Annotated in this window: 18 protein-coding genes and 1 tRNA gene; 6 read left to right on the top strand and 13 right to left on the bottom strand. The window is 73.0% G+C overall.

Going from position 1 to position 20,719, the window contains the following annotated elements; translation table 11 throughout:
* The first annotated feature begins 35 nt into the window (after positions 1 to 35).
* The 3 genes from OG509_RS18110 to OG509_RS18100 all read left to right on the top strand — a co-directional run bounded on the left by OG509_RS18110 (position 36) and on the right by OG509_RS18100 (position 3,313).
* Positions 36 to 542 carry a hypothetical protein gene (locus tag OG509_RS18110; RefSeq protein WP_406183545.1) on the top strand — a complete coding sequence of 169 codons (507 nt, stop codon included), beginning with the start codon at positions 36 to 38 and terminating at the stop codon, positions 540 to 542.
* A gap of 281 nt (positions 543 to 823) precedes the next feature.
* Positions 824 to 3,103: a DEAD/DEAH box helicase gene (locus OG509_RS18105; RefSeq protein WP_406183544.1), complete on the top strand. Its 2,280-nt coding sequence runs from the start codon at positions 824 to 826 to the stop codon at positions 3,101 to 3,103.
* 137 nt (positions 3,104 to 3,240) lie between these two features.
* Positions 3,241 to 3,313 (top strand) — tRNA-Lys (locus tag OG509_RS18100).
* Positions 3,314 to 3,362: 49 nt separating this feature from the next.
* On the opposite strand, the gene OG509_RS18095 is transcribed toward OG509_RS18100, so the two are convergent.
* Positions 3,363 to 3,653, bottom strand: coding sequence for a hypothetical protein (locus OG509_RS18095; protein WP_406183543.1), 291 nt, complete (start codon positions 3,651 to 3,653; stop codon positions 3,363 to 3,365).
* Positions 3,654 to 3,845: 192 nt separating this feature from the next.
* Between OG509_RS18095 and OG509_RS18090 the strand changes: the two genes are divergently transcribed.
* Entirely contained in the window at positions 3,846 to 4,829 is a 984-nt protein-coding gene (locus OG509_RS18090) for a DUF6879 family protein (protein WP_406183542.1), read from the top strand.
* A 7-nt stretch (positions 4,830 to 4,836) separates the two neighbouring features.
* On the opposite strand, the gene OG509_RS18085 is transcribed toward OG509_RS18090, so the two are convergent.
* From OG509_RS18085 to OG509_RS18030, 12 genes are all read right to left on the bottom strand, one after another.
* Complete coding sequence (locus tag OG509_RS18085; RefSeq protein WP_406183541.1) at positions 4,837 to 5,322, bottom strand: rhodanese-like domain-containing protein; 486 nt, start codon at positions 5,320 to 5,322, stop codon at positions 4,837 to 4,839.
* Entirely contained in the window at positions 5,267 to 6,286 is a 1,020-nt protein-coding gene (locus OG509_RS18080; protein WP_406183540.1) for a hypothetical protein, read from the bottom strand. The genes OG509_RS18085 and OG509_RS18080 overlap by 56 nt, the downstream gene beginning before the upstream one ends.
* Entirely contained in the window at positions 6,283 to 7,926 is a 1,644-nt protein-coding gene (locus OG509_RS18075; RefSeq protein WP_406183539.1) for a methionine--tRNA ligase, read from the bottom strand. Before OG509_RS18075 ends, OG509_RS18080 begins: the two co-directional genes overlap by 4 nt.
* Positions 7,923 to 8,561, bottom strand: a complete 639-nt coding sequence (gene epsC, locus OG509_RS18070; RefSeq protein ID WP_406183538.1) for a serine O-acetyltransferase EpsC — start codon at positions 8,559 to 8,561, stop codon at positions 7,923 to 7,925. Before epsC ends, OG509_RS18075 begins: the two co-directional genes overlap by 4 nt.
* Positions 8,548 to 9,756 (bottom strand): NAD(P)/FAD-dependent oxidoreductase, encoded by a 1,209-nt coding sequence (locus OG509_RS18065; protein ID WP_406183537.1) that lies wholly within the window; start codon positions 9,754 to 9,756, stop codon positions 8,548 to 8,550. The genes epsC and OG509_RS18065 overlap by 14 nt, the downstream gene beginning before the upstream one ends.
* Complete coding sequence (locus tag OG509_RS18060) at positions 9,753 to 10,196, bottom strand: cupin domain-containing protein (protein WP_406183536.1); 444 nt, start codon at positions 10,194 to 10,196, stop codon at positions 9,753 to 9,755. The genes OG509_RS18065 and OG509_RS18060 overlap by 4 nt, the downstream gene beginning before the upstream one ends.
* Positions 10,197 to 10,211: 15 nt before the next feature.
* Positions 10,212 to 11,528 carry a SidA/IucD/PvdA family monooxygenase gene (locus OG509_RS18055; RefSeq protein ID WP_406183535.1) on the bottom strand — a complete coding sequence of 439 codons (1,317 nt, stop codon included), beginning with the start codon at positions 11,526 to 11,528 and terminating at the stop codon, positions 10,212 to 10,214.
* Positions 11,525 to 12,943 (bottom strand): diaminobutyrate--2-oxoglutarate transaminase family protein, encoded by a 1,419-nt coding sequence (locus OG509_RS18050; protein WP_406183534.1) that lies wholly within the window; start codon positions 12,941 to 12,943, stop codon positions 11,525 to 11,527. Before OG509_RS18050 ends, OG509_RS18055 begins: the two co-directional genes overlap by 4 nt.
* A gap of 21 nt (positions 12,944 to 12,964) precedes the next feature.
* Positions 12,965 to 14,308 (bottom strand): lysine N(6)-hydroxylase/L-ornithine N(5)-oxygenase family protein, encoded by a 1,344-nt coding sequence (locus OG509_RS18045; protein ID WP_406183533.1) that lies wholly within the window; start codon positions 14,306 to 14,308, stop codon positions 12,965 to 12,967.
* Positions 14,305 to 15,840 (bottom strand): ABC transporter substrate-binding protein, encoded by a 1,536-nt coding sequence (locus OG509_RS18040; protein WP_406183532.1) that lies wholly within the window; start codon positions 15,838 to 15,840, stop codon positions 14,305 to 14,307. The genes OG509_RS18045 and OG509_RS18040 overlap by 4 nt, the downstream gene beginning before the upstream one ends.
* Positions 15,841 to 15,974: 134 nt before the next feature.
* On the bottom strand, positions 15,975 to 17,255 hold the full coding sequence (locus OG509_RS18035; protein WP_406183531.1) for an acetyl-CoA carboxylase biotin carboxylase subunit family protein: 1,281 nt from the start codon (positions 17,253 to 17,255) through the stop codon (positions 15,975 to 15,977).
* Entirely contained in the window at positions 17,252 to 18,526 is a 1,275-nt protein-coding gene (locus OG509_RS18030; RefSeq protein WP_406183530.1) for an ATP-grasp domain-containing protein, read from the bottom strand. Before OG509_RS18030 ends, OG509_RS18035 begins: the two co-directional genes overlap by 4 nt.
* A 222-nt stretch (positions 18,527 to 18,748) precedes the next feature.
* Here OG509_RS18030 and OG509_RS18025 point away from each other — a divergent pair, with 222 nt between their 5' ends.
* Both OG509_RS18025 and OG509_RS18020 read left to right on the top strand, forming a co-directional pair.
* On the top strand, positions 18,749 to 19,996 hold the full coding sequence (locus OG509_RS18025) for an MDR family MFS transporter (RefSeq protein WP_406183529.1): 1,248 nt from the start codon (positions 18,749 to 18,751) through the stop codon (positions 19,994 to 19,996).
* Positions 19,997 to 20,087: 91 nt separating this feature from the next.
* A complete protein-coding gene (locus OG509_RS18020; protein WP_406183528.1) occupies positions 20,088 to 20,702 on the top strand; it encodes a DinB family protein in 615 nt (204 codons plus the stop codon).
* Positions 20,703 to 20,719: the final 17 nt, after the last annotated feature.

Below are 20,719 nucleotides of genomic sequence, written 5' to 3'. Positions count from 1 at the left end.
CCGGCTGCCGCCGTGGGACCCCCAGGAGGTGCCCCGTGCGCCAGTTGTCCGCTTCCCTCCGGCTGGCCGCCGCCGTGCTCGCGGTCGCGGCCACGGCGGGCTGCATGAGCGTCGGCGAGGACGGCGCGAGGCCCGGACCCTCCTCGTCGGCGGACCGCAAGGCGGCCGCGGAGGCGGCCGGAGGTTCCGCTTCCGGCAGGGGTTCGGGGGTCCGCGGCAACAGCCACGGTTCGAAGCCGGGCGCGACGGGTGCGGAAGGGAAGCCGGCCGAGGACGGCAAGGCGTCCGGTGCCACCGGGGCCTCCCCCAGCCCGGGCGCGCCCGCCGGTCGGCCCGGGGCTCCCTCGCCGTCGGCCGGTCCGGGAGGCGGACCCGGCGGCCAGGGGCAGCAGCCGACCTCGGGCGGATCCGGAAGCAGTGGTTCCGGTGGGACGCAGATCACTCCGCCGCCCGCCCAGTCGCCGACCCCGCCGCCAGTGACTTCGCCCACTCCGCCGGCCCCGACGCCCCCGGCTCCGGAGCCCTCCGCGTCGGCCACCTAAGGGCGGCCGACGGCTCCCGGGGGGTGGTGCCGGACGGGTGCCGGTCCTCCGGATCTGGGGGATCGTCGCAGGTCAGGGGGGTTCTGGTCGGAGCGACTTGCCAGACCCGGGGGAGGGTGCGTATGGTTATAGATCGTTTGATCCCATTGCCCGGCGCCGAATCCGAAGAGCGCCGTGTGGCGCGTACTCTCCCTAGCCGTGGCTGACCGCATTGAGGCGGTCGATTTGCGATTCACGGAGTTTGGGCGCGTGCCGAGACTCCGGAAGGTTTCGCATTTCGCATGTCCATTTCCAGTTCTGACCGTGCCGTCATGCCCGAGAACGACTCGAACGAGATCGTCGACGCCGTCGAGGCCCTTGTGGTCACCGAGGCGATCGAGGCCGCTGAAGCGGACGAGATCATCGAGGCCCTTGAGGCCGACGTGACGACCGACCAGTCCATCGACGCCGAGGCGGACGACGCCGACGCCGAGCCCACCATCACCTTCGGCGACCTCGGTCTGCCCGAGGGCGTCGTGCGCAAGCTCGCGCAGAACGGTGTCACCGCCCCCTTCCCGATCCAGGCCGCGACCATCCCGGACGCCCTGGCCGGCAAGGACATCCTCGGCCGCGGCCGCACCGGCTCCGGCAAGACCCTCTCCTTCGGTCTGCCCACCCTGGCCCGCCTGGCCGGTGGCCACACCGAGAAGAAGAAGCCCCGCGCGATCATCCTCACGCCGACGCGTGAGCTCGCGATGCAGGTCGCGGACGCCCTCCAGCCGTACGGCGACGTGCTCGGCCTGAAGATGAAGGTCGTCTGCGGCGGTACCTCGATGGGCAACCAGATCTACGCCCTGGAGCGCGGTGTCGACGTCCTCGTCGCCACCCCGGGCCGTCTGCGCGACATCATCAACCGCGGCGCCTGCTCCCTGGAGAACGTCGAGGTGGCCGTCCTCGACGAGGCCGACCAGATGGCCGACCTGGGCTTCCTGCCCGAGGTCACCGAGCTGCTCGACCAGATCCCCGGCGGCGGCCAGCGCATGCTCTTCTCCGCCACCATGGAGAACGAGATCGGCACCCTGGTCAAGCGCTACCTGTCCAACCCCGTCACGCACGAGGTCGACAGCGCGCAGGGCAACGTCACGACCATGACGCACCACGTCCTCGTCGTGAAGCCGAAGGACAAGGCGCCGGTCACGGCCGCCATCGCCGCCCGCAAGGGCCGCACCATCATCTTCGTCCGCACCCAGCTGGGCGCCGACCGCATCGCCGAGCAGCTCGTCGAGGCCGGCGTGAAGGCCGACGCGCTGCACGGCGGCATGACGCAGGGCGCCCGTACCCGCGTCCTCGCGGACTTCAAGGACGGCTACGTCAACGCGCTCGTCGCGACCGACGTCGCCGCCCGAGGCATCCACGTCGACGGCATCGACCTGGTCCTGAACGTGGACCCGGCCGGCGACCACAAGGACTACCTGCACCGCTCGGGCCGTACCGCCCGTGCCGGCAAGTCGGGCGTCGTGGTCTCCCTGGCCCTGCCGCACCAGCGCCGCCAGATCTTCCGCCTGATGGAGGACGCGGGCGTCGACGCCTCGCGCCACATCGTCCAGGGCGCCGGCGCCTTCGACCCGGAGGTCGCCGAGATCACCGGTGCGCGTTCGCTCACCGAGGTCCAGGCCGACTCCGCGAACAACGCCGCCAAGCAGGCCGAGCGTGAGGTCGCCGACCTCACCAAGCAGCTGGAGCGTCTGACGCGCCGTGCCGCCGAGCTGCGCGAGGAGGCCGACCGCCTGGTCGCCCGTTCCGCCCGCGAGCGCGGCGAGGACCCGGAGGCCGCTGTGGCCGAGGTGGTCGAGGCCGCCGAGGCCGAGGTCGCGGCAGCCGTCGCGGCCACGCCGGCCGCCGAGGAGCGTCCGTCCTTCCAGGCCCGCGACGACCGCGGCAACTACGAGCGCCGCGACAACCGTCGTGACGACCGTGGCGGCGACCGCGGTGGCGACCGTGGCGGCTTCCGCCGCGACGACCGTCCGTCCGGTGGCTTCCGCTCCGGTGGCGACCGTCGTGACGACAACCGTGGTGGCGGCTTCCGCCGTGACGACCGTCCGTCGGGCGGCTTCAACCGTGACGACCGCGGTGGCGACCGTGGCGGCTTCCGCTCCGGCGGCGACCGTCCGTCCGGTGGCTTCCGTTCCGGTGGCGACCGTCGTGACGACAACCGTGGTGGCGGCTTCCGCCGTGACGACCGTCCGTCGGGCGGCTTCAACCGTGACGACCGCGGTGGCGACCGTGGCGGCTTCCGCTCCGGTGGCGACCGTCCGTCCGGTGGCTTCCGCTCCGGTGGCGACCGTCCCTCCGGCGGCTTCCGTCGCGACGACCGTCCGTCGGGCGGCTTCAACCGTGACGACCGCGGTGGCGACCGTGGCGGCTTCCGCTCCGGTGGCGACCGTCCGTCCGGTGGCTTCCGCTCCGGTGGCGGCGACCGCCCGTACGGCCGCCGCGACGACAACCGCCCCTCCGGCTCCGGCTCGACCGGCTCCTTCGGCGGCCGCCGCGACGACAAGCCCCGCTGGAAGCGCAACGGCTGATCTGACTGACTGACAGGGCCCCCACGACACCGTCGTGGGGGCCCTGTCCGCGTTTTGCGACCCGCGCCGGGCCCGGTCAGCCGATACTCGATCGGCTGACGGTTGGTCTCCGGCTATGCTCTGGGGTGAGCACACGCGGGCCATTAGCTCAATTGGCAGAGCAGCGGACTTTTAATCCGTTGGTTGTCGGTTCGAGTCCGACATGGCCTACAGCTCACGAAGCGCCCCACCCGATCCCTCGGGTGGGGCGCTTCGGGTTTCAGGACCAGCCCGGGTCTTGGGGGGCTGATACCGACCAGCCCGGGTCCTTGGGCGGGGACGCGAGGCTCTGGGCCTGGCCGGCGGTGCCGGTGGCGATCACGGCGATCAGGGCGGCGGCGGTGACGGTGATCAGAGTGACGAACTTGCGACGCATGGTGACGGTGCCTCTTATCGGGCCGATGCGGATGCGGATGCGGGCGGGGCGGGGGTGGTTGGCCGGATCTCTCGTTCCGGCGTGCCGCCATCGTGCCGAGCCGGGCAGGGCCGTGTCGCCGGTTTGAGCTGGCACAAAGCGATCTGACATATCCGTGCCAGCCCGCTCGCCGTGTCCGCGTGATGGACGGTGTTTGTGCGGGCGCTGGCCGGTATGGACAATCCAGGGTGCAAGATCGGCCCGTCGGAGGGGCCGCAGACCGCCAGCGTTGTCGGTTCAGGTTCACAGTCGTGCTGCCGCTCCGAACCGCGAGCTGGGGGGCTCCTCTTGTTGGTTTCTCTTGGGCTGACCGAACGTTCCGACGCGCTCTACCGCCTCGTCCTCCGACGGCCGGACATCGCCGTCGCCGACGTCGCCGCCGAACTCGCGCGGTCCGAGGACGACGTACGCGCGGACCTGGAGGAGCTGACGCGGCTTTCCCTCCTCGCGCCCTCCTGGGGGACCGACGGGCGGCTGCGGGCGGTGAACCCGAAGGCCGCGCTCGATTCGCTGCTCGCCCACCAGCAGGCGGAGATCGCCCAGCGCCACCGTGCCCTCGCCGAGAGCCAGGCCGCCGCCAGCGCGCTGCTGTCGCAGTACGCCGAACTGCATCCGGCCCAGCCCGCGCACGAGGCCGAGCGGTTCCTCGGGGTCGAGGCGGTCCGCGCCAAGCTCAGCGAGATGTCCGCCCGGACCCGCCGCGAGTCGATCAGCTTCCATCCCGGAGGGCCGGTCCCCGCCGCGCAGTTCAAGGCCAGCGAGCCGATCACCGAGGACCTCATCGCGCGCGGCGTGAAGATCCGGACCGTCTACCAGGACGCCATCCGCAACGACGCCGGCAGCCTGGAGCACGCCCGCTGGCTGACCGAGCGGGGCGGCGAGGTGCGGACGGCCCCCTCGCTGCCGATGCGCATGGTCATCGCCGACCGGGAGTTCGCGCTGATGCCGATCGACCCGGCGGACAGCGCGCAGGGCGCGGTACTGCTGCGCGAGCCGGGCGCCGTCGCCGCCTTCTGCGCGCTGTTCGACTCGGTGTGGGAGACGGCCACCCCGTTCGGCGAGCCGCCCCGGCGCAGCCTCGAAGACCCCGGCTCGCAGCCGCGCGAGCTGCTGCGCCTGCTGGCCCAGGGCTATACGGACGAGGCCGCCGCGCGCCGGCTCGGGATCTCCCTGCGCAGCGAGCGGCGGCTCATCTCGGAGCTGATGGAGAAGCTGGACGCGCAGAGCCGCTTCCAGCTCGGGCAGCGGGCCGTGGAGGAGGGGCTGCTCTGACCGCGGTTCAGCAGCCGCAGGCCGCGCCCTCCCCGACCGGGGCCGTCAGCGGGTCCGGCGGCGACTGGCGGGTGCCGGCGGAGTCCTCGACCGGGAAGCCCTCCCGGGACCAGTACTCGAAGCCGCCGAGCATCTCCTTGACCTGGTACCCGGCGCTCGCGAAGGCGTACGCCGCCCGGGTCGCGCCGTTGCAGCCCGGGCCCCAGCAGTAGGTGACCACCACGCTGCCGGGCGCCACCAGTTCGGCGGCCCGCGCCCCGATCTCGTCGGTGGGCAGGTGCACGGCGCCCGGGATGTGGCCCTGGGCCCAGGCCTCGGCGCTGCGGCTGTCGACGAGGACGAAGCCCCCGGCGCCGGATTCCACGTCCGCGTGCACGTCGGCGACGTCGGCCTCGAAGGTGAAGCGGCGGTGGAAGTGGGCCGCGGCGGTGGCCGGGTCAGCCGGCGGAACGCGCAGCACCTTCGACGACACGGAGACGGTCTGAGTGGTCATGGTCGGTGTGCTCCTGAGGACGGGGGCGGCGTACGGCCGCCACGGCGATGAGGGTGAACAGGGCCGCGGTGGCTGCACCGGGGCCGATGAGCAGGACGGGCAGGTCCCAGCGGGCGGCCCGCCCGAGGGCGAGCACCGCGAGGGCGATCAGTCCCGCGGCCACGAGCCCGCCGCGCCGGGTCCGGCCGGTCAGCTCGGTCCAACGGGCGGCGGTGGCGTGGAGGTTGGTGCGGCAGTACGTCCAGCAGAGCGCGGCGGAGCCGAGCCCGAGAGCGGCCGCCGCGGCCGGGGGCGGCGCCTGCGCGGCGGTGGCCGGCGGAGCCAGCAGTACGGCGTACAGCGCGGCCGCGAGCGCGATGCCGAGCAGGGTGCCGCCCAGGGCCCGCCGCCGGGGCAGGGCGGGGACCGCCCCTTCGAGGCCGACCCAGCCGAAGAGCAGGGGCACGGCCACCAGGAATGCGCCCCACCCTTCGCCGCCCGGCCCCGGCAGCGGCCCGCCCAGCGCCCGCCAGGAGACGGCCAGCGCCAGCACCGCGGCCAGCCGGAGCCGCCGCCCCGCCGGGGACAGCCCGTGCGGGACGCACCAGGCGTACGCGGCGGCGCTGCACAGCACCCCGAAGGCGACCGCGTACGCCCGCCAGCCGGAGTCCCCGAGCGCGAACTCGGCGGCCCCCAGGGCCACTCCCGCCTGCCCGGTGGCGAAGCCGCCGAAGTAGAGCGCGGTGGCCGCGCGGGCAGGCCCCGGGCCGAGCCGGTCCCGTACGAAGGCCACGGGCCCGGAATCCTCCGTACCGCCGGCGGCGGAGACCAGCAGGCACCAGCCGGCCAGCACCCCCGCCACGGCAACCCCGGTCCAGGGGCCGGGCCGCGTGCCGAGGGCCGCCGGCAGCAGCAGGGCCCCGGCCCCGAGGACGGCCCCCAGCACCTTCGCGGCGCCGCCGGACCAGGTGTCCCTACGCGTCACGACAACTCGTGGAAGAACAGCGGGGTGGCCGCCGGCAGCGCCGCGCCCGGCGCCAGCAGCCGCCCCTCCACGCCGTCCCACACGGGCATCCGCGTGCCGAGGTCCACCGGCAGGCCCAGGTGCCCGGCGAGGAACGCGGACCAGCCCGGCATCAGCGGCGCCGCGGTGACGGCTACCGCGGCCAGCAGCTCCACGTGCACCGCGAGCCGCCCGGCGTACTCGGCGCGCGGTCCGGCGGCCCGCAGCAGGGCCAGCTGCCGCAGGTCGGCGTCGGCCCGCTCGATCACGGTGGCCAGGACGTCGGCGGCACGCTGCGGGGAGAAGGCCTCGGCGCCGAGGGCGGCCGCGATCTGCCCGGGCAGCGCGGCGCGTTCGGCGGCCAGCGGGCCGTCGGCGGGCCCGGCGGCCGGTACGACGGAGTCGAAGTCCTGGGCGAGCAGGTCCAGTACGGTGTCGGTCCACCGCTCCAGGCCGCCGGCGAGGACGGTGCTGAGGGTGTCCGCGAACTCCTTCATGGAGAAGTTGTTCTGCGCCCGCTCCGGGCCGGTCAGGCACAGGTGGAAGCGGAGCGCGTCCGCGTTGACCCGGCGCAGGAACTCGCCGCCCCAGATCGCGTGGCCGCGGCTGGTGGAGAACTTGTCGCCCTCCAGCCGGTAGAACTCGTTGATGACCACCTGCGCGGGCAGGGTCAGTTCACCCTGGGCGAGCAGCAGCGCCGGCCACAGCACGGCGTGCGAGAACGAGCAGTCGAAGCCGATGAAGTTGACGATCCGGGTCTCGGGGTCGGTCCACAGCCGCTCCCACTGCGAGCGGTCGCCGTTCGCCTCGGCGACCCGGGCGGTGCCCGCCGCGTAGCCCCAGATACCGCTGAACCAGGTGTCGAGGATGTGGCCCTCCCAGCCGGGCAGCGGGACCGGGATGCCGTAGTCCGCCTCGCGGCTGATCGCCGTGTCGGGCAGATCCCGCTCGAACAGGCCGTCCAGGTAGGAGATCAGGCGGGGCCGCCACTCCGCCTTGGCCTGCGCGTCGGCGTAGTACGCCCGGAGGCGCTCGCGGTAGCGCTCCAGGGGGAAGACGATGCGGCGCATGGTCGTGGTCTCGGGGGCGTTCCAGCAGGCGGTGCACCGGGGGGCGGCGAGCCCGGCCGGGTCCTGGGGCAGTCCGCAGGCCTCGCAGTACACGCCGTCGGAGGGCGCGGCGCAGAACTGGCACTCGCCGCGCACCTCGGCCTCGTACAGGTACCGCTCGCAGGGCGCGCAGTGGAAGACGGGCAGCTCCTGCACCTCCAGGGCGCCGGACTCCCACAGTTCGAGGAAGAAGCGCTGCACGAACTCGGTGTGGGTGGAGTCGGTGAGGGGGCGGGTGAACCAGTCGTGGTGCATGGCGCCCAGCGAGAGGGTCTCCTCCATGCGGTCGCCGAAGAGCTTCGCGGTCGGGTACGCGGTGGAGCCGATCTCGGCGGCCCGGCGCGGTACGTAGCAGGAGTGCTCGTCGGAGTAGCCCACGTAGCGCACGTCGTGGCCGCGCTGGCGCAGGTGGCGGGTCAGGACGTCGGCGCCGAGGAAGGGGCCGGAGAGGTGGCCGAGGTGGAGGTCGCCGTTCGGGTTCGGCGGGGCGCTGGTGACGACGTACGAGGTCATGAGGCGTGGGTTCCTTCGGGGACGGTCAGGGCGGAGGAGTCGAGGGGGGCCGCGGTGTCGAGCGGCGGCAGGGCGGCGGAGGCGGCGGCGACGACGCGGCTGCGCGGCGGCAGGTCGTCGAGGACGACCGAGTGCGCGCCGATCCGGGAGTCGGCGCCGATGGTGACGGGGCCGAGGACGCTGGCCCCGGTGCCGATGACGACGCGGTCGCCGACGACGGGGTGGCGGCGGGATCCGGAGGGGCGGCGCAGGTCCTTCCACCAGCCGACCGAGCCGAGCGTGACCTGGTGGTAGAGCATCACGTCGTCGCCGATGCGGACGGTCTCGCCGATGACGACGGCGGTGCCGTGGTCGACGAAGAAGCGGCGGCCGATCCGGGCCCCGGGGTGGATCTCGATGCCGGAGACGGCGCGGGCCAGCAGGGACAGGGCGCGGGCGCTGACGCGGTGGCCGCGGCCCCAGAGCCAGTGCGCGACGCGGTAGGTCCACAGGGCGTGGATGTGCGGGTAGAGCAGTACCTCGACGCGCGAGGTGGCGGCCGGGTCCTTGGCGAGGACGGTCCGCACGTCCTCGCGCAGCACCTCGCGCAGCGGCCGCCGCACTTCGGTCTCCGGGCCGGTCTCACATGTGGTCATACGGGGCCTCCGGACGGATCGGGCGGCCCGCGAGGAAGCGCTGTGGCCGGTACGGCTCCAGCAGCTCCTGCACGGCCTTGCCGGGTACGGCCCCTCCCTCGACGATCTCCTTGGCGGCGAGCTCGGCTACCGCGGGCGCCAGCTTGAAGCCGCCGCCGCTGAACCCGAGGGCCAGGTACAGCCCGTCGGGGCCGGCCGCGCCCACGACCGGGCGCTTGTCGGGGGTGTAGCCGTCGAGTCCGGAGCGGGTGCCCGCGAGCGGGGCGGTGGCGGCGGCCGGGACGCGGTCCGCGATCGCGGCGATCGCGGACTCCAGCTCGGCCTCGGTCAGCGGCTCCACGTCGCGGCCCAGTTCGGTGTCGGGCTTGCTGGGGACGCCGAAGTAGAAGCGGTTGAGGCCGTCGGGCCGGAAGTAGCTGCCGGTGGTGTCGTCGATGCAGGTCGGTACGGAGGCCGCCGACCCGCGCCGGCCGGCCCCCGGGAGCTCGGCCTGGGCCAGCCCGATCCGGCGCGCGGTGACGGGGATGTGGATGCCGAGGTGCTCGGCCGGGGCGGAGCCCCAGGCGCCGCCGGCGAGGACGACCAGCGGGGCGTCGATGCGGCCGATGGAGGTGAGGACGCCGGTGACGGTGCCCGCGCTCTCCAGCACCTTCATGGCCCGGATGCCCTCGGAGGGGGACACGCCGAGCCGGTAGGCGGCGGTGAGCAGCGAGGCGGAGGCGGCCATCGGGTCGGCGTAGCCGCCCTCGGGCTCGTACGCGGCGAGGGCGACGCCCTCGGTCCGCAGGCCGGGGTAGATCTCCTTCAGTTCGGCGGCGTCGATGACCTCGACGCGGCGGTATCCGGCGGCGTCCGCGGAGGCGGCGGCGTTGTGGCGCAGGTCCTCGGCGTGGTTCTCGCCGACGATCATGACGAAGCCGGTGCGGCGGTAGCCGCAGTCGCCGCCGATGACGTCCGACCACTGCTCGAAGACGGGCAGGCTGCGGGCGGCGAGCCGGGTGTCGGCGACGGCCGTGTGGTGCAGCCGCAGCAGCCCGCCGGAGCGCGAGGTGGCGCCCTGGGCGTTGACCCGGCCCTGGTCGCACAGGACGATCCGGCCGATGCCGGCGAGGGCGAGCTGGTGCGCGATGGCCGCGCCGATCACCCCGCCGCCGACCACGATGGCGTCGGCGTGCGCGTGGACGATGGGACTCATGCGTCCACCTGCCGGTCCGCGGCCGCGGCCGTGGCAGGGCCGGAGCCCGGGTCCGTGATGCCGAACTCGGCGGCCCACTTGGCGCGGTCGCGGGCCACGGCGTCCGAGCCGCCCCACCAGATGGTGACGAAGCGCAGCCGGACGTCGCCGTCGTTGGTCAGGTCGTGGTCCTGGAGCGGGGTGATGAACACGGTCTCGCCGGCGCGCACCCGGCGGGTCTCGGCGCCGATCCGCATGACCCCGCTGCCCTCGACGATGAAGAACATCTCGTTCTCGTCGTGGTCGTGCGGGGTGGAGGTGGCGCCGGGCGCCACGTCGACCCAGGCGCCGCCCCAGTTGGGCTCCTCGACGGCCTCGGGCCAGGGGAAGATCCGCCGGCCGCTGACGTTGTACGGCTCCTCGAAGACCATGTCGTCCTCGTGGGCGGTGAAGATGTGCATCGCGTACGGGTCCAATCAGGCGGCGACGGGCCGGCGCAGGCGGGTGCGCAGGTCGCGGTGGATGGTGTCGGCCTTGGCGGCCATCTGGCTGAAGGAGGTGGCGCTGCCGATGCCGTGCCGCCACTCGGTGAGTCCGTCGAGGTAGATCCCGACCTCGCAGTCGTCGGTGGTACGGGCGCGGTAGGCGCGGGTGACCTCGGGGCGGCCCTGCGCGTCCAGGCGCAGGTGGGGGACGAAGGCGGCGAGCTTGCGGGGCAGGGCGGTCTCGCGGTAGCCGGTGCAGACGATCACGGCGTCGGCCTCGATCAGGCCGCTCTCGCCGGTGAACACCTCGCCGGTGCGCAGCAGCACCCGGCCGTCCGGGGTCTGGTCGACGGCGGTGATCTCGGTGCGCTTGTGCATGTGCAGGCGCTGCCGGCCGGTGAACCGGTCCTGGTAGACGGCCTGGTAGAGGGCGGTGGAGACGTCGGGGTCCACGGCCGCGTAGTTGGTGGCCCGGGCCTGGTCCAGGGCGCGTTCGCGCTGCTCGCCTTCGAGCCCGTAGAAGTAGTCGGTCTCGTCGGGGAAGTACACCTCGTTGCTGAAGTGGCCGAGCTCGTACATCCGGAAGCCCGCGTGCCGTACGACCGAGTGGATCTGTGCGTCCGGGTGCTGGGCCGCCAGGTGCAGGACGATCTCTCCGGCGGTCTGGCCGGCTCCGATGACGGCGATGCTGCGCAGTGGGCGGTCGTCGAGGGCGGCCAGTCCCGGCAGCAGTTTCGAGGCGTGGAAGACCCGCTCGCCCAGGTGCGGGCGCAGCAGCTCCGGTACGTACGCCTCGTGGCCGGTGGCGAGCGCGATGTTGCGGCCCTCCACGGTGTGCAGGGAGCCGTCGCGGGTGTCCCGGGAGAGCACGCGGGCGGTGCGGACGCGGCCGTCGGCGCCCGTGACGGGCTCGATGCTCAGCACCTCGCGGTGGTATTCGACGGGGCTTCGGACCTGGCCGGCGGCCCACTGCACGTAGTCCGACCACTCCAGGCGGCTGACGTAGCCGCCCATCAGCGTGAACGGGTAGAAGCGGCCGCTCTGCTGGAGGTAGTGGGGGAAGGTGAAGCGGGAGCGGGCATCGCGCGGGGTGGCGAAGTCGCGCAGGAAGTGGTGCTGGATGTCGGTGCCGGGCAGGACCAGGTTGGGCTGCCAGGCGGAGTCGGCGGCCTTCTCCAGGTAGCGCGCGGCCAGCGGGGCGGCGCCGGTGGCGTCGTCGTGGTCCTCGACGGCGGCGGCCAGGGCGATCCCGGAGGGGCCGAACCCGGCCACCACCAGGTCCTGGACCGTGGTGTCGTGCGTGGTCATCGGACACCCGCCGTCGTCGCCAGGCCGAGCGCGGCAAGGGCCGCGGTCAGGGATTCGCGGATGATCCGGCCGGCCTGGTCGATCTCGCCGGCCGAGCAGTTCAGCGGCGGCAGCATGCGTACGACGCAGTCGTCACGGCCGCCGAGCTCGATGATCAGGCCGCGGCTGACCGCCTCCCACTGGACCTGCTTCGCCAGCTTGTCGGCGGGCAGCCCGGTCTTCGGGTCGGTCAGCTCGACGCCGGTCATCAGGCCGAGGCCGCGTACGTCGGCCACGTACGGGCTGAGCTCGCGCAGGCCCTGGAGGTGGACCATCAGCTGGTCGGCGCGGGCCCGGACGTTCTCCAGGACGCGCTCGCGCTTGACGACCTTCATGGTGGCGACGCCGGCGGCGAACGCGGGCTGGTTGCCGCGGAAGGTGCCGGAGTGGGCGCCGGGCTTCCAGACGTCCAGCTTCTCGTCGTAGAGGATCACGGAGGCCGGCAGGCCCATGCCGGACAGGGCCTTGGAGGCGCACACGACATCGGGCTCGATGCCGTACTGCTCGAAGGCGAACCAGGTGCCGGTGCGGCCGCAGCCGCTCTGCACCTCGTCGACGATGAGCGGGATGCCGAGCCGCCGGGTGACCTCGCGGATCCGCTGGACGAACTCGACCTCGGCGGGGATCACCCCGCCCTCGCCCTGCACCAGCTCCATGATCACGGCGGCCGGCAGGGTGATCCCGCCGTTGACGTCGGTCAGCGCCTTCTCCAGGAACGCCGCGCAGTTGACCTGGCAGTTGTCGCGCTTCAGGCCGAGCGGGCAGTTGTGGCAGTTGGAGTACGGGAAGAAGTGCACGCCCGGCATCCGGCCGCGGACCGGCTCCTTCTGCTCGACGAGCCCGGTGACGCTCAGCGCGGCCAGGGTCGCCCCGTGGAACCCGCCCTGGAAGGTGATGATCTCCTCGCGGCCGGTGGCGGTCTTGCACAGCTTGAGGGCGGCGTCGACGGCGTTGGCACCGGTCGGCCCGCAGAAGTGGATCCGGGTGCGCTCGCGCATCGGCTCCGGCAGCATCCCGATGGTCAGGTCCGTGAACTCGTCCTTGACCGGGGTGGGGAAGTCCAGCCCGTGCACGAACTCGTCGAGCTGGCGGTGGGCGGCCGCGAGCGGCTCGGGGTGGTTGTGGCCCAGGGAGAGCACGCCGGCGCCGCTGAGGAAGTCGAGGAAGACGTTCCCGTCGAGGTCCTCCACGTAGGAGCCCTTGCCGCGGCGGATCGCCATCGGCAGCTTGCGCGGGTAGGAGCGGGAGTTGGACTCGCGGCCGGCCTGGCGGTCCAGCAGCTCGGCGCTGCGCGGACCGGGCAGCGGGCCGGTGATCACGGGGGCGGTGTAGACCCGCGGGGCCGAGGCGACCGGGGTGTCGATGGTGGCAGTCATGGGGAACGGGGACCTTTCCGGTCAGGCGGCGGCGAGTACGGCGCTGCGGTCGGCGGCGGTGGTGGCGGCGCCGGTCAGGCGGGCGGTCAGGGCGTCGGTGAGGGTCGCGGCGCGCAGCGACAGGAGGCTGAAGGAGCCCGCGTCGCCGATGCCGTGGCTGGACTCGCACAGGCCGTTCAGGAAGAGCGGCGGGGTCCCGTCGGCGACCGGTTCGAGCGCGTAGTCGGCGGACACCTGCAGGCGCCCGTCCGGCTCGGTGGAGAAGAGCTTCGCGATCGGGGCCATCAGCGGCGGGCACAGCTCCTCGTGCGGGCCGGGGCCCATGTTGCGGAAGCCGGTGGCGAGGACCGCGAAGTCCACGCTCTCGCTGATCCGCTCGCCGGTGGTCCGTTCGACGAAGTCCAGGGCGATCCGGTCCCCGCCCTCCGGGGTCACGCCCACGGCCTCGTGGTTGCCGCGGACGAACACCTTCTGGTCGCCGTCGAGCTCCTGCTCGTAGATCGTCATGTAGAGATCGCGCAGCACGTCGCCGTCGGCGGAGGAGTAGTTCGTGCCGTGCATGTACGCGTCCAGGGCCTTCTTGCCCTCGCGGGAGGCCCGGAAGTAGTACTCGGTGAACTCGGGGAAGTAGCCCTCCTCGCTGAAGGGGCTGGTGTCCTTCAGCCGCAGCGAGTGTGAGCGGGTGTACGTGGTCACCTTGGTGCGCGGGAACCGGCGGTGCAGGTCCAGGGCGAGCTCGACGGCGCTCTGGCTGCCGCCGATCACGGCCACCGACTCGGGGGCGGGCCCCTCGCCGGTCAGCTCCGCCAGCTTCGGCAGGTACTGGGTCAGGTGGAACACGCGCGGGGTGCGCAGCGTGTCGTACGGGGCCGGCACGTACGGGGTGCGGCCCGGGCCCATCACCAGCGTGCGGCCGAGGTAGCGGCCGCCCGACATGGTGGTGACCTCGTAGAGGCGCTCGCCGAACTCCTCGACGATCTCGACGCGCGCGGCCCGCTGGTTGCAGTCGACCAGGTGCGAGAAGAACCCGGCGGCCCAGCGGATGTAGCCCGCGTACTCCTTGCGGAGCGGGAACTCCGAGGGGAGGTTGAGGTGGCGCAGCAGCCGGCCCTGCTCGTGCAGGTAGTTCAGGAAGGTGTAGCGGCTGCGCGGGTTGCGCAGGGTCACCAGGTCGCGGCTCGGGTGGTTCTGGATGTCGGAGCCGTCCAGCAGCATCCCGGGCTGCCACTCGGGGCTCGGGCGGGCCTCCAGGAAGCGGGCCGTCAGCGGCGATTCGCGCTCCTCCAGGGCGATCGCGAGGGCCAGGTTCGCGGGGCCGAAGCCGATGCCGAGGATGTCGTGGACGGGAGTCGTGCTCGCACTCATCGGGTGGTCTTCCTTGCCTTGACAGTGGTGAGGGTGGGGTTTCCGTCGAAGTCGATGCGCAGGCCGGTGATCCGGTCCGCGGCGTGGACCCGCTGGTCGGTCCGGTACCAGAGCGGGATCAGCGCCAGGTCCGCCATCGCGGTACGGTCCGCGCGGCGCCAGGCGTCGGCGCGCTCGGCGGGGTCCGTGGAGGCCCGGGCGCGTGCCACGAGGGCGTCGAACTCCGGGTTCACGTAGCGGCCTTCGTTGTCGCCGTGGGCCGTGCCCTCGGCGTCGGGCGCCGTGCACGAGGAGTGCAGCAGCGGGAAGAGCATGTTGTCGGGGGTCGGGTAGTCGCAGGCCCAGCCGGCCCGGCAGAACCCGGCCGCCGCGATCGAGGTGCGGTGGTCGACCAGCCCGCGGGCATCGGTGCGCAGCAGCTCGATCCGCCAGCCCAGGACCTCCTCCAGGCCGCGGGCCAGCGCCTTGACCCAGTCGTCGTGTCCGGCGCCGGTGTTGTACGCGAACTCGACGCGGCTGCCCGGTCCGAGGCCCGCCCGCAGGGCGGCCGCGCGGGCCCGCGCGGGGTCGAAGACCGACCAGCCGGAGTCGGAGCCGGAGTCCGGGGCGTCGGCGCTCAGCTCCGCGAGCGGGGTGTGGGCCTTGCCGAACCAGGGGGAGAGCAGGGAGTGGGCCGCGCTGCGCCGCCCCTGGAAGTACGTGTCGATCAGCCCCTGGCGGTCGATGGCCGCGGACAGGGCCCGGCGGGCGTCCAGCGAGTCCATCGGCGCCTGGTGGCAGAACGGGATCAGGTAGAAGAGGCCGGCGCCCTCCTGCTCCAGGAACCCGTCGAGAGCGGCCGCCCCGGCGGTGCGCGCCGGGGGGATCCGGGCGTAGTCGTAGTCGCCGGCCAGGAAGCGTGCGTACTCGTCGTCCAGGCCGGTGACCGCGTCGAGGATGTCGATGTGCACCTCGCGCACCTCGGGCGCGGGCCCCGCCCACAGGTCGTTGCGCTCCAGCCGGATGGCCACCCCGTGCTCCCAGGGACCGGCCATCTTGAACGGACCGTTGCCGACCGGGAGGTCGTTGTACTGAGGGTTCAGCGCCGGGCCGGCGCACTCCGGCACCGGGCTGAAGATCGGCTGGAGGGTCTTCAGATCGAACTGCACGTCCGGCTCGGTCAGTTCGACCACCAGCGTGGTGTCGTCCACCGCCGTGAAGGAGCGCACGCCCGCCAGGTGGTACGCGGTCTCCGTGTTCGCCTCGGGGTCCAGCGCCCGCGCCCAGCCGCGTACGAAGCTGTGCGCGGTGACCGGCTCGCCGTTGCTGAACACCGTGCCGGCGCGCAGCGTGAAGGTCCAGGTGGTGGCGGTCGGGTCGCTCTCCCAGGACCGGGCGGTGGCCGGGATCGGCGCGCCGTCCTCGTCGAGGGCGAGGAGTCCGGTGAACAGGGCCTTGCAGACGAGGATGCCCTCCCCTTCCTGGGCCTTGTACGGGTCGATGGCGGTGGGCTCCGTGATTCCCATCCGGAACACGGGGTCGTTGGCGTGCACGTGGGGCTCTTTCCGCGGTCGGTGGAGTGTGGAGTGGAGGGGTGCCGGGCGAAGTCCCGGGCGGTGGGCGATGTTTCACGTGAAACGGCAGGCGATGTTTCACGTGAAACACCGCCCCGGTCGGGGCGCGCCGGTCAGGCGGCCGGTACGACGACCACGTCGAGCCGCTCGTCCAGGTCGGCGGCGATCCGCTCCACCCGGTCGATGTCGGCGGCGCTCCGGTAGGGCGCGGCCACCGCGAGTGAGCCGGCGATCTCGTACCACCCCTCGGGGGCGCGCCGCAGCCGGTCGCCCGGCTTCGAGGCGGGGATGTACGAGCGGAAGTACGGGGAGTGCGTCGCGTCGCCGGGGTTGTTGCGGACGAGGGTCCCGGTCCGGTACGCGAACTTGATGCAGGTGGCGGCGCGCGGGGCCGCGGCCCGGAGCACCTCGCCGTCCAGGAGCGCGCCGAGGGCGGACGCATCGTCCCCGGCCAGCACGGCCTTGGCGTAGAGGCGGACCGCGTCGATGCCGTGGACCTCGCGCAGGTTGCGGTAGTTCTGGCCGCCGCTCATCCGGGTGGCGAACTCCACGACCCGGTAGCGGCCCTCGGAGTCCTGCCGGAACTCGGCGTTGAACAGGCAGTGCCGCACGCCCAGGCCCGCCACGATGCCTTCGGCGACCGCGACCAGCTCCGGCTCCTCCTCCGGGGTGCGGAACGGGAGGGTGTAGAAGTCCTCCTCGAAGTACGGTCCCGGCATCTGCATCTTGTTGGTGACGCCGACCAGGTGGAACGTGCCGTCCAGGACCACCCCGTCGAGGGTGACCTCCTTGCCCGGGAGGAACTCCTCCAGCAGCGCGATCTCGGGGCCGTCGCTGGGGAAGTAGCCGCCCCACTCCTCGGCGAGACGGGCCACGTCGGTCAGCGCCCGCTCCAGCTCGGCGCGGTCGCGGACCAGGCTGACACCGATGCTGGCGGCCAGCGCGCTCGGCTTGACGATGAACGGGTACGTGAAGGCCTCCGCGGCGGCGAGACCCGCCTCGACCCCGGTGACGCCCGCGAACTTCGGGCCCGGCAGGCCGTGCCGCTCCAGGAAGGAGCGCTGGAGCTGCTTGTCGCGGGAGATCAGGTCGGCCTCGGGGCGCGGCCAGGCGTGCCCGAGGAGCTGGTTGACCCGGGAGGTGACGGCGATGTCGCTGTCGTAGAAGGTGATCGCCGAGGCGATGCCCAGCCGGCGGGCCGCGGTCGCGCAGAACTCGGCGAGTTCCGCCCCCTCCAGCTCCTCCGGGATCGGTACGACGTTCGCGAACCGGCCGTCGTCGGCGGCCTGTGCGACCCGGGTCGCCAGGTGGATCTCCAGACCCATCCGCTCCAGGGTCTCGATGTGCTCGCGGTGCCACGCGTACGTGTTCCGCATGATCAGCAGGATCTTCATGACGCGGTCTTTCCATGGGAGACGGAGGGGGCGGTGGTGGTGACGACGGTGACCTTCTCGGTGAGCCGCTCGGCGGTGGCGACGGCGGCCTCGGTGTCCGCCCCGGTGACCAGCACCTGGCCGACCCGGTCCCAGTTGCCGCGCAGCTCCCCGACGGTGTCGCCGGGCCGCACGGTGGTCTCCACGTCGATGACGTCGGGCAGCGCCCTGGCATCGTCCGCGCCCTGGATCTCCACGACCGTGCCCGGCTCGGCGGACAGGAAGCGGGTGGCCGCCGCGTGGCGGGGGACGGGGCGCTCGGTGAGGGCGGGGATCAGTCCGAACTGCCAGGCCACGATCCACTCTTCGAGGTCGATGCCGTAGGCCGAGACCAGCAGGTCGAAGATCCGGTCGCCGCCCATGCGGTTGTGGCTCTCGATGATCTGCGGACCCGTCGGGGAGAGCCGCAGCTCGGTGTGGGCGGCCCCGTCGGTGAGGCCCATCGCGTCCAGGAAGCGGGCGACGGCCTCCTCGACCCGCCGCTCGTCCGCCGGGTCGAGGCGGGCCGGCAGGGCGTGGCCGAGCTCGATGAACCCGCCGCCGGTGAGCTTCTCGGTCACCGCGAGCACGATGTGCCGGCCGGCGAACGAGAAGCTCTCGACGCTGTACTCGGGACCGGGGATGTACTGCTCGGCGATGAACCGGCCGATGGTGAAGAACGCCCCCCACTGGAGGTCGGTGCGGGCCCGCAGGGCCTCCACCCCGGCCCAGGCCTCGGCGGCCTGCTCCGGCCCGTCGATGCGTACGACGCCCAGGCTGGCGGTGGCGTCCACGGGCTTGAGCACGAACGGGTAGCCGTGCTCGGCGCCGAAGCCGGTCAGCGCCTCGGCACTGTCCACCTCGGCGGCGGCCACCGACAGGGCCCGCACCTGCGGGGAGGGGGACGCGGCCAGGTGGCGGCGCATCGCGTGCTTGTCGCGCAGCAGCTCGGCGACCTCCTCGGAGGTGTTGCCGAGCCCCAGGTGGTCGCTGATCCGGCCGGCCGGGACCAGGCCCGGCTCGGTGATCGAGGCGACCCGGGTGAACCCGTACGCCTGCTGCGCGGCCTCCACCAGCGGACGGGTGACGTCCCAGTCGGTGTAGTCGGCGATGAGGACGGCCTCGGCCAGCTCGGCGGCCTCGGGCACGAACTGGTCCTTGTGCTGGATCAGCACGAAGCGGATTCCGAGGGCCGCCGCCTTGCGCAGCGTCTGTATCCGTCCGCCGACGACGAGAAGCATGTGTTCGGTCATGGCCAGAACACTGCAGCAGAATTCCGGGCCGAGAAATGGATTCTGGCTGGCACAAGCATGCCCGGCACGAATGACGCAGCAGCCGCCCTCCGGATGCTCAGGCAGGAATGTGCCAGCCCCCTTTGTGCCAGCACTCAGCCCTGGGCACGGCCTTGACCGGCGGGTTTCATGGTGATCGCCACCGCATCGGTGATGCATCCCCCGATCGAGAAGGAGCCCCCCATGGCCGGCGAGGACCCCTTGCGCCGACGATTGCAAGACCTGCCCAGAAGCGCCTGGGTGATCTTCTCCGGAATGTTCCTCATCAAATTCGGCAATTTCCTGAACGTATTCCTGGTGCTCTTCCTGGTCGCCCAGGGATTCTCCGCATTCCAGGCCGGTGTGGCCCTCGGCGTCGTCGGAGTCGGCGCCTTCATCGGCAACGCCGTGGGCGGCACGGTCGCCGACCGGTTCGGCCGGCGCACCGCCATCGCCGTGTCCATGTTCGGCAGCAGCGCCGCCACCGCCCTCGTCCCGCTGACGGACGGGCTGTTCGCGACCACCGCGCTGGTCGGGCTCGTCGGCGTCTTCGCCCAGCTGTACCGGCCCGCGGCCGGCGCGCTGCTCGTCGACGTGGTCCCCGAGAAGCAGCGGGTGACGGCCTTCGCCGTCCTGCGCCTCGCCATCAACGTCGGCATGGCGGTCGGCCCGCTCGTCGGCGGCCTGCTCAGCGGGGCCTCGTACACGTACGTCTTCCTCGGCGACGCGCTGTTCTCCTTCGCCTTCGGCGTGCTCGCGCTGAGCACGCTGCCGGGCGGGCGCCCGCCCGTGGAAGCCCCCGCGCCGGAGGCGGCCGAGGGCAAGGGCAAGGGCGGCTACCGGGAGGTGCTCTCCGACCGCCCGTACCTGCTCTTCCTCGGCTCGATGGTCGCCGCGACCTTCGTGTACGGGCAGTCCACCGCGACCCTCCCGCTGCACGTGACCGACGCCGGGTTCGACAACAAGGTGTACGGCCTGCTGCTCGGCCTCAACGCCCTGCTCTGCGTGGTCATCGAACTCCCGCTCACCAAGCACACCGAGCGCCGCAACCCGCGCCGGGTGATCGCCGCCGGGCTCGCCCTGCTGGGCGTCGGCATGGCCCTCACGGGCGCGATGCAGGCCGTCTGGCTGCTGGCGCTGACCGTGGTGGTGTGGACGGTCGCCGAGACCGTGTACACGCCGATCGCCAACGCGTACCCCGCCGAGTTCTCACCGGCCCACCTGCGCGGCCGCTACCAGGGTGCGGAAGGCATCGCCCACACCCTCGGCGGCGCCCTCGGCCCGGCCGTCGGCGGCCTCCTCTACAGCATCTCGCCGCCGCTGCACTGGACGGCCTGCGCGGCCGTCGCCGCCCTCGGCGCCCTCCTGATCCTGGGCGCCGACCCGGGCAACCGCGGGGAGGTGAGCACCCCGCAGCCCGCCGAGACCCACGAACCGGCCCCGGCGGCCTGACCTCTTCCGGCACCGGATCCGCCGTCCGTACCCGCGACACCCGCACCTGCGACACCCGTACCCGCCCAGCCCACGCGAAAGGCACCTCCGCATGACCACCCGCACCGCAGCCGGCACCGACGTCCACCGGATCGACATCCCCTCCGCCACCGAGGACCCCGCCGCGTACGTCTCCGCGCTCCTCGAAGTCGCCGGCGAACGCGACGCGTTCGACGTGCTCGCCAAGACCCCCGTCTGGGCGGCGCGGCTCTTCGCCGACCTGTCCACCGAGCTCGCCGAGACCGTCCCCGAGCCGGGCGAGTGGCCCGCCGCGTTCATCGTCGGCCACCTCTTCGACGTCGACATCGTCTACGGCTTCCGCTGGCGCCTCGTGGCCACCGAGGACAACCCCGTCTACCCCGGCTACGACGAGCAGCTGTGGGCCCCGCTGCCCCGGCTCCCGTTCCGCCAGATGCTCGACGCCTGGACCGGCCTGCGCGCCTCCAACGTCGCCCTCCTCGCCGCGCTCTCCCCCGAGGACTGGCAGCGCACCGGCCGCCACGGCGAGCAGGGCGGGGAAACGATGGAGGTCATGATCCGCAAGGTCATCGGCCACGACATCGCGCACATCAACCAGATCTACCGGGCCATCCGCCTCGTCCGCGAGGCCGCCGGCCTCGACGTCGCCGAGCTGGACGCCACGTACGAGTCGCTGGGCCTGCGCTGAGCCCGCGTCTCCTTCCG

This window comes from Streptomyces sp. NBC_01006 (assembly GCF_045162725.1).
Classification (GTDB): domain Bacteria; phylum Actinomycetota; class Actinomycetes; order Streptomycetales; family Streptomycetaceae; genus Streptomyces.
Note: the sequence above shows the minus strand (reverse complement) of the source record. Positions and strands in the feature narration are given on the sequence as shown.

What these genes read in the sequence shown, in the direction of transcription:
- OG509_RS18025 (WP_406183529.1), top strand. Translation starts at nt 18,749, where the DNA reads ATGGCCGGCGAGGACCCCTTGCGCCGACGATTGCAAGACCTGCCCAGA.
- OG509_RS18050 (WP_406183534.1), bottom strand. Translation starts at nt 12,943, where the DNA reads ATGACTGCCACCATCGACACCCCGGTCGCCTCGGCCCCGCGGGTCTAC.
- OG509_RS18035 (WP_406183531.1), bottom strand. Translation starts at nt 17,255, where the DNA reads ATGAAGATCCTGCTGATCATGCGGAACACGTACGCGTGGCACCGCGAG.
- OG509_RS18065 (WP_406183537.1), bottom strand. Translation starts at nt 9,756, where the DNA reads ATGAGTCCCATCGTCCACGCGCACGCCGACGCCATCGTGGTCGGCGGC.
- epsC (WP_406183538.1), bottom strand. Translation starts at nt 8,561, where the DNA reads ATGACCACATGTGAGACCGGCCCGGAGACCGAAGTGCGGCGGCCGCTG.
- OG509_RS18085 (WP_406183541.1), bottom strand. Translation starts at nt 5,322, where the DNA reads ATGACCACTCAGACCGTCTCCGTGTCGTCGAAGGTGCTGCGCGTTCCG.
- OG509_RS18075 (WP_406183539.1), bottom strand. Translation starts at nt 7,926, where the DNA reads ATGACCTCGTACGTCGTCACCAGCGCCCCGCCGAACCCGAACGGCGAC.
- OG509_RS18055 (WP_406183535.1), bottom strand. Translation starts at nt 11,528, where the DNA reads ATGACCACGCACGACACCACGGTCCAGGACCTGGTGGTGGCCGGGTTC.
- OG509_RS18020 (WP_406183528.1), top strand. Translation starts at nt 20,088, where the DNA reads ATGACCACCCGCACCGCAGCCGGCACCGACGTCCACCGGATCGACATC.
- OG509_RS18060 (WP_406183536.1), bottom strand. Translation starts at nt 10,196, where the DNA reads ATGCACATCTTCACCGCCCACGAGGACGACATGGTCTTCGAGGAGCCG.
- OG509_RS18045 (WP_406183533.1), bottom strand. Translation starts at nt 14,308, where the DNA reads ATGAGTGCGAGCACGACTCCCGTCCACGACATCCTCGGCATCGGCTTC.
- OG509_RS18030 (WP_406183530.1), bottom strand. Translation starts at nt 18,526, where the DNA reads ATGACCGAACACATGCTTCTCGTCGTCGGCGGACGGATACAGACGCTG.
- OG509_RS18105 (WP_406183544.1), top strand. Translation starts at nt 824, where the DNA reads ATGTCCATTTCCAGTTCTGACCGTGCCGTCATGCCCGAGAACGACTCG.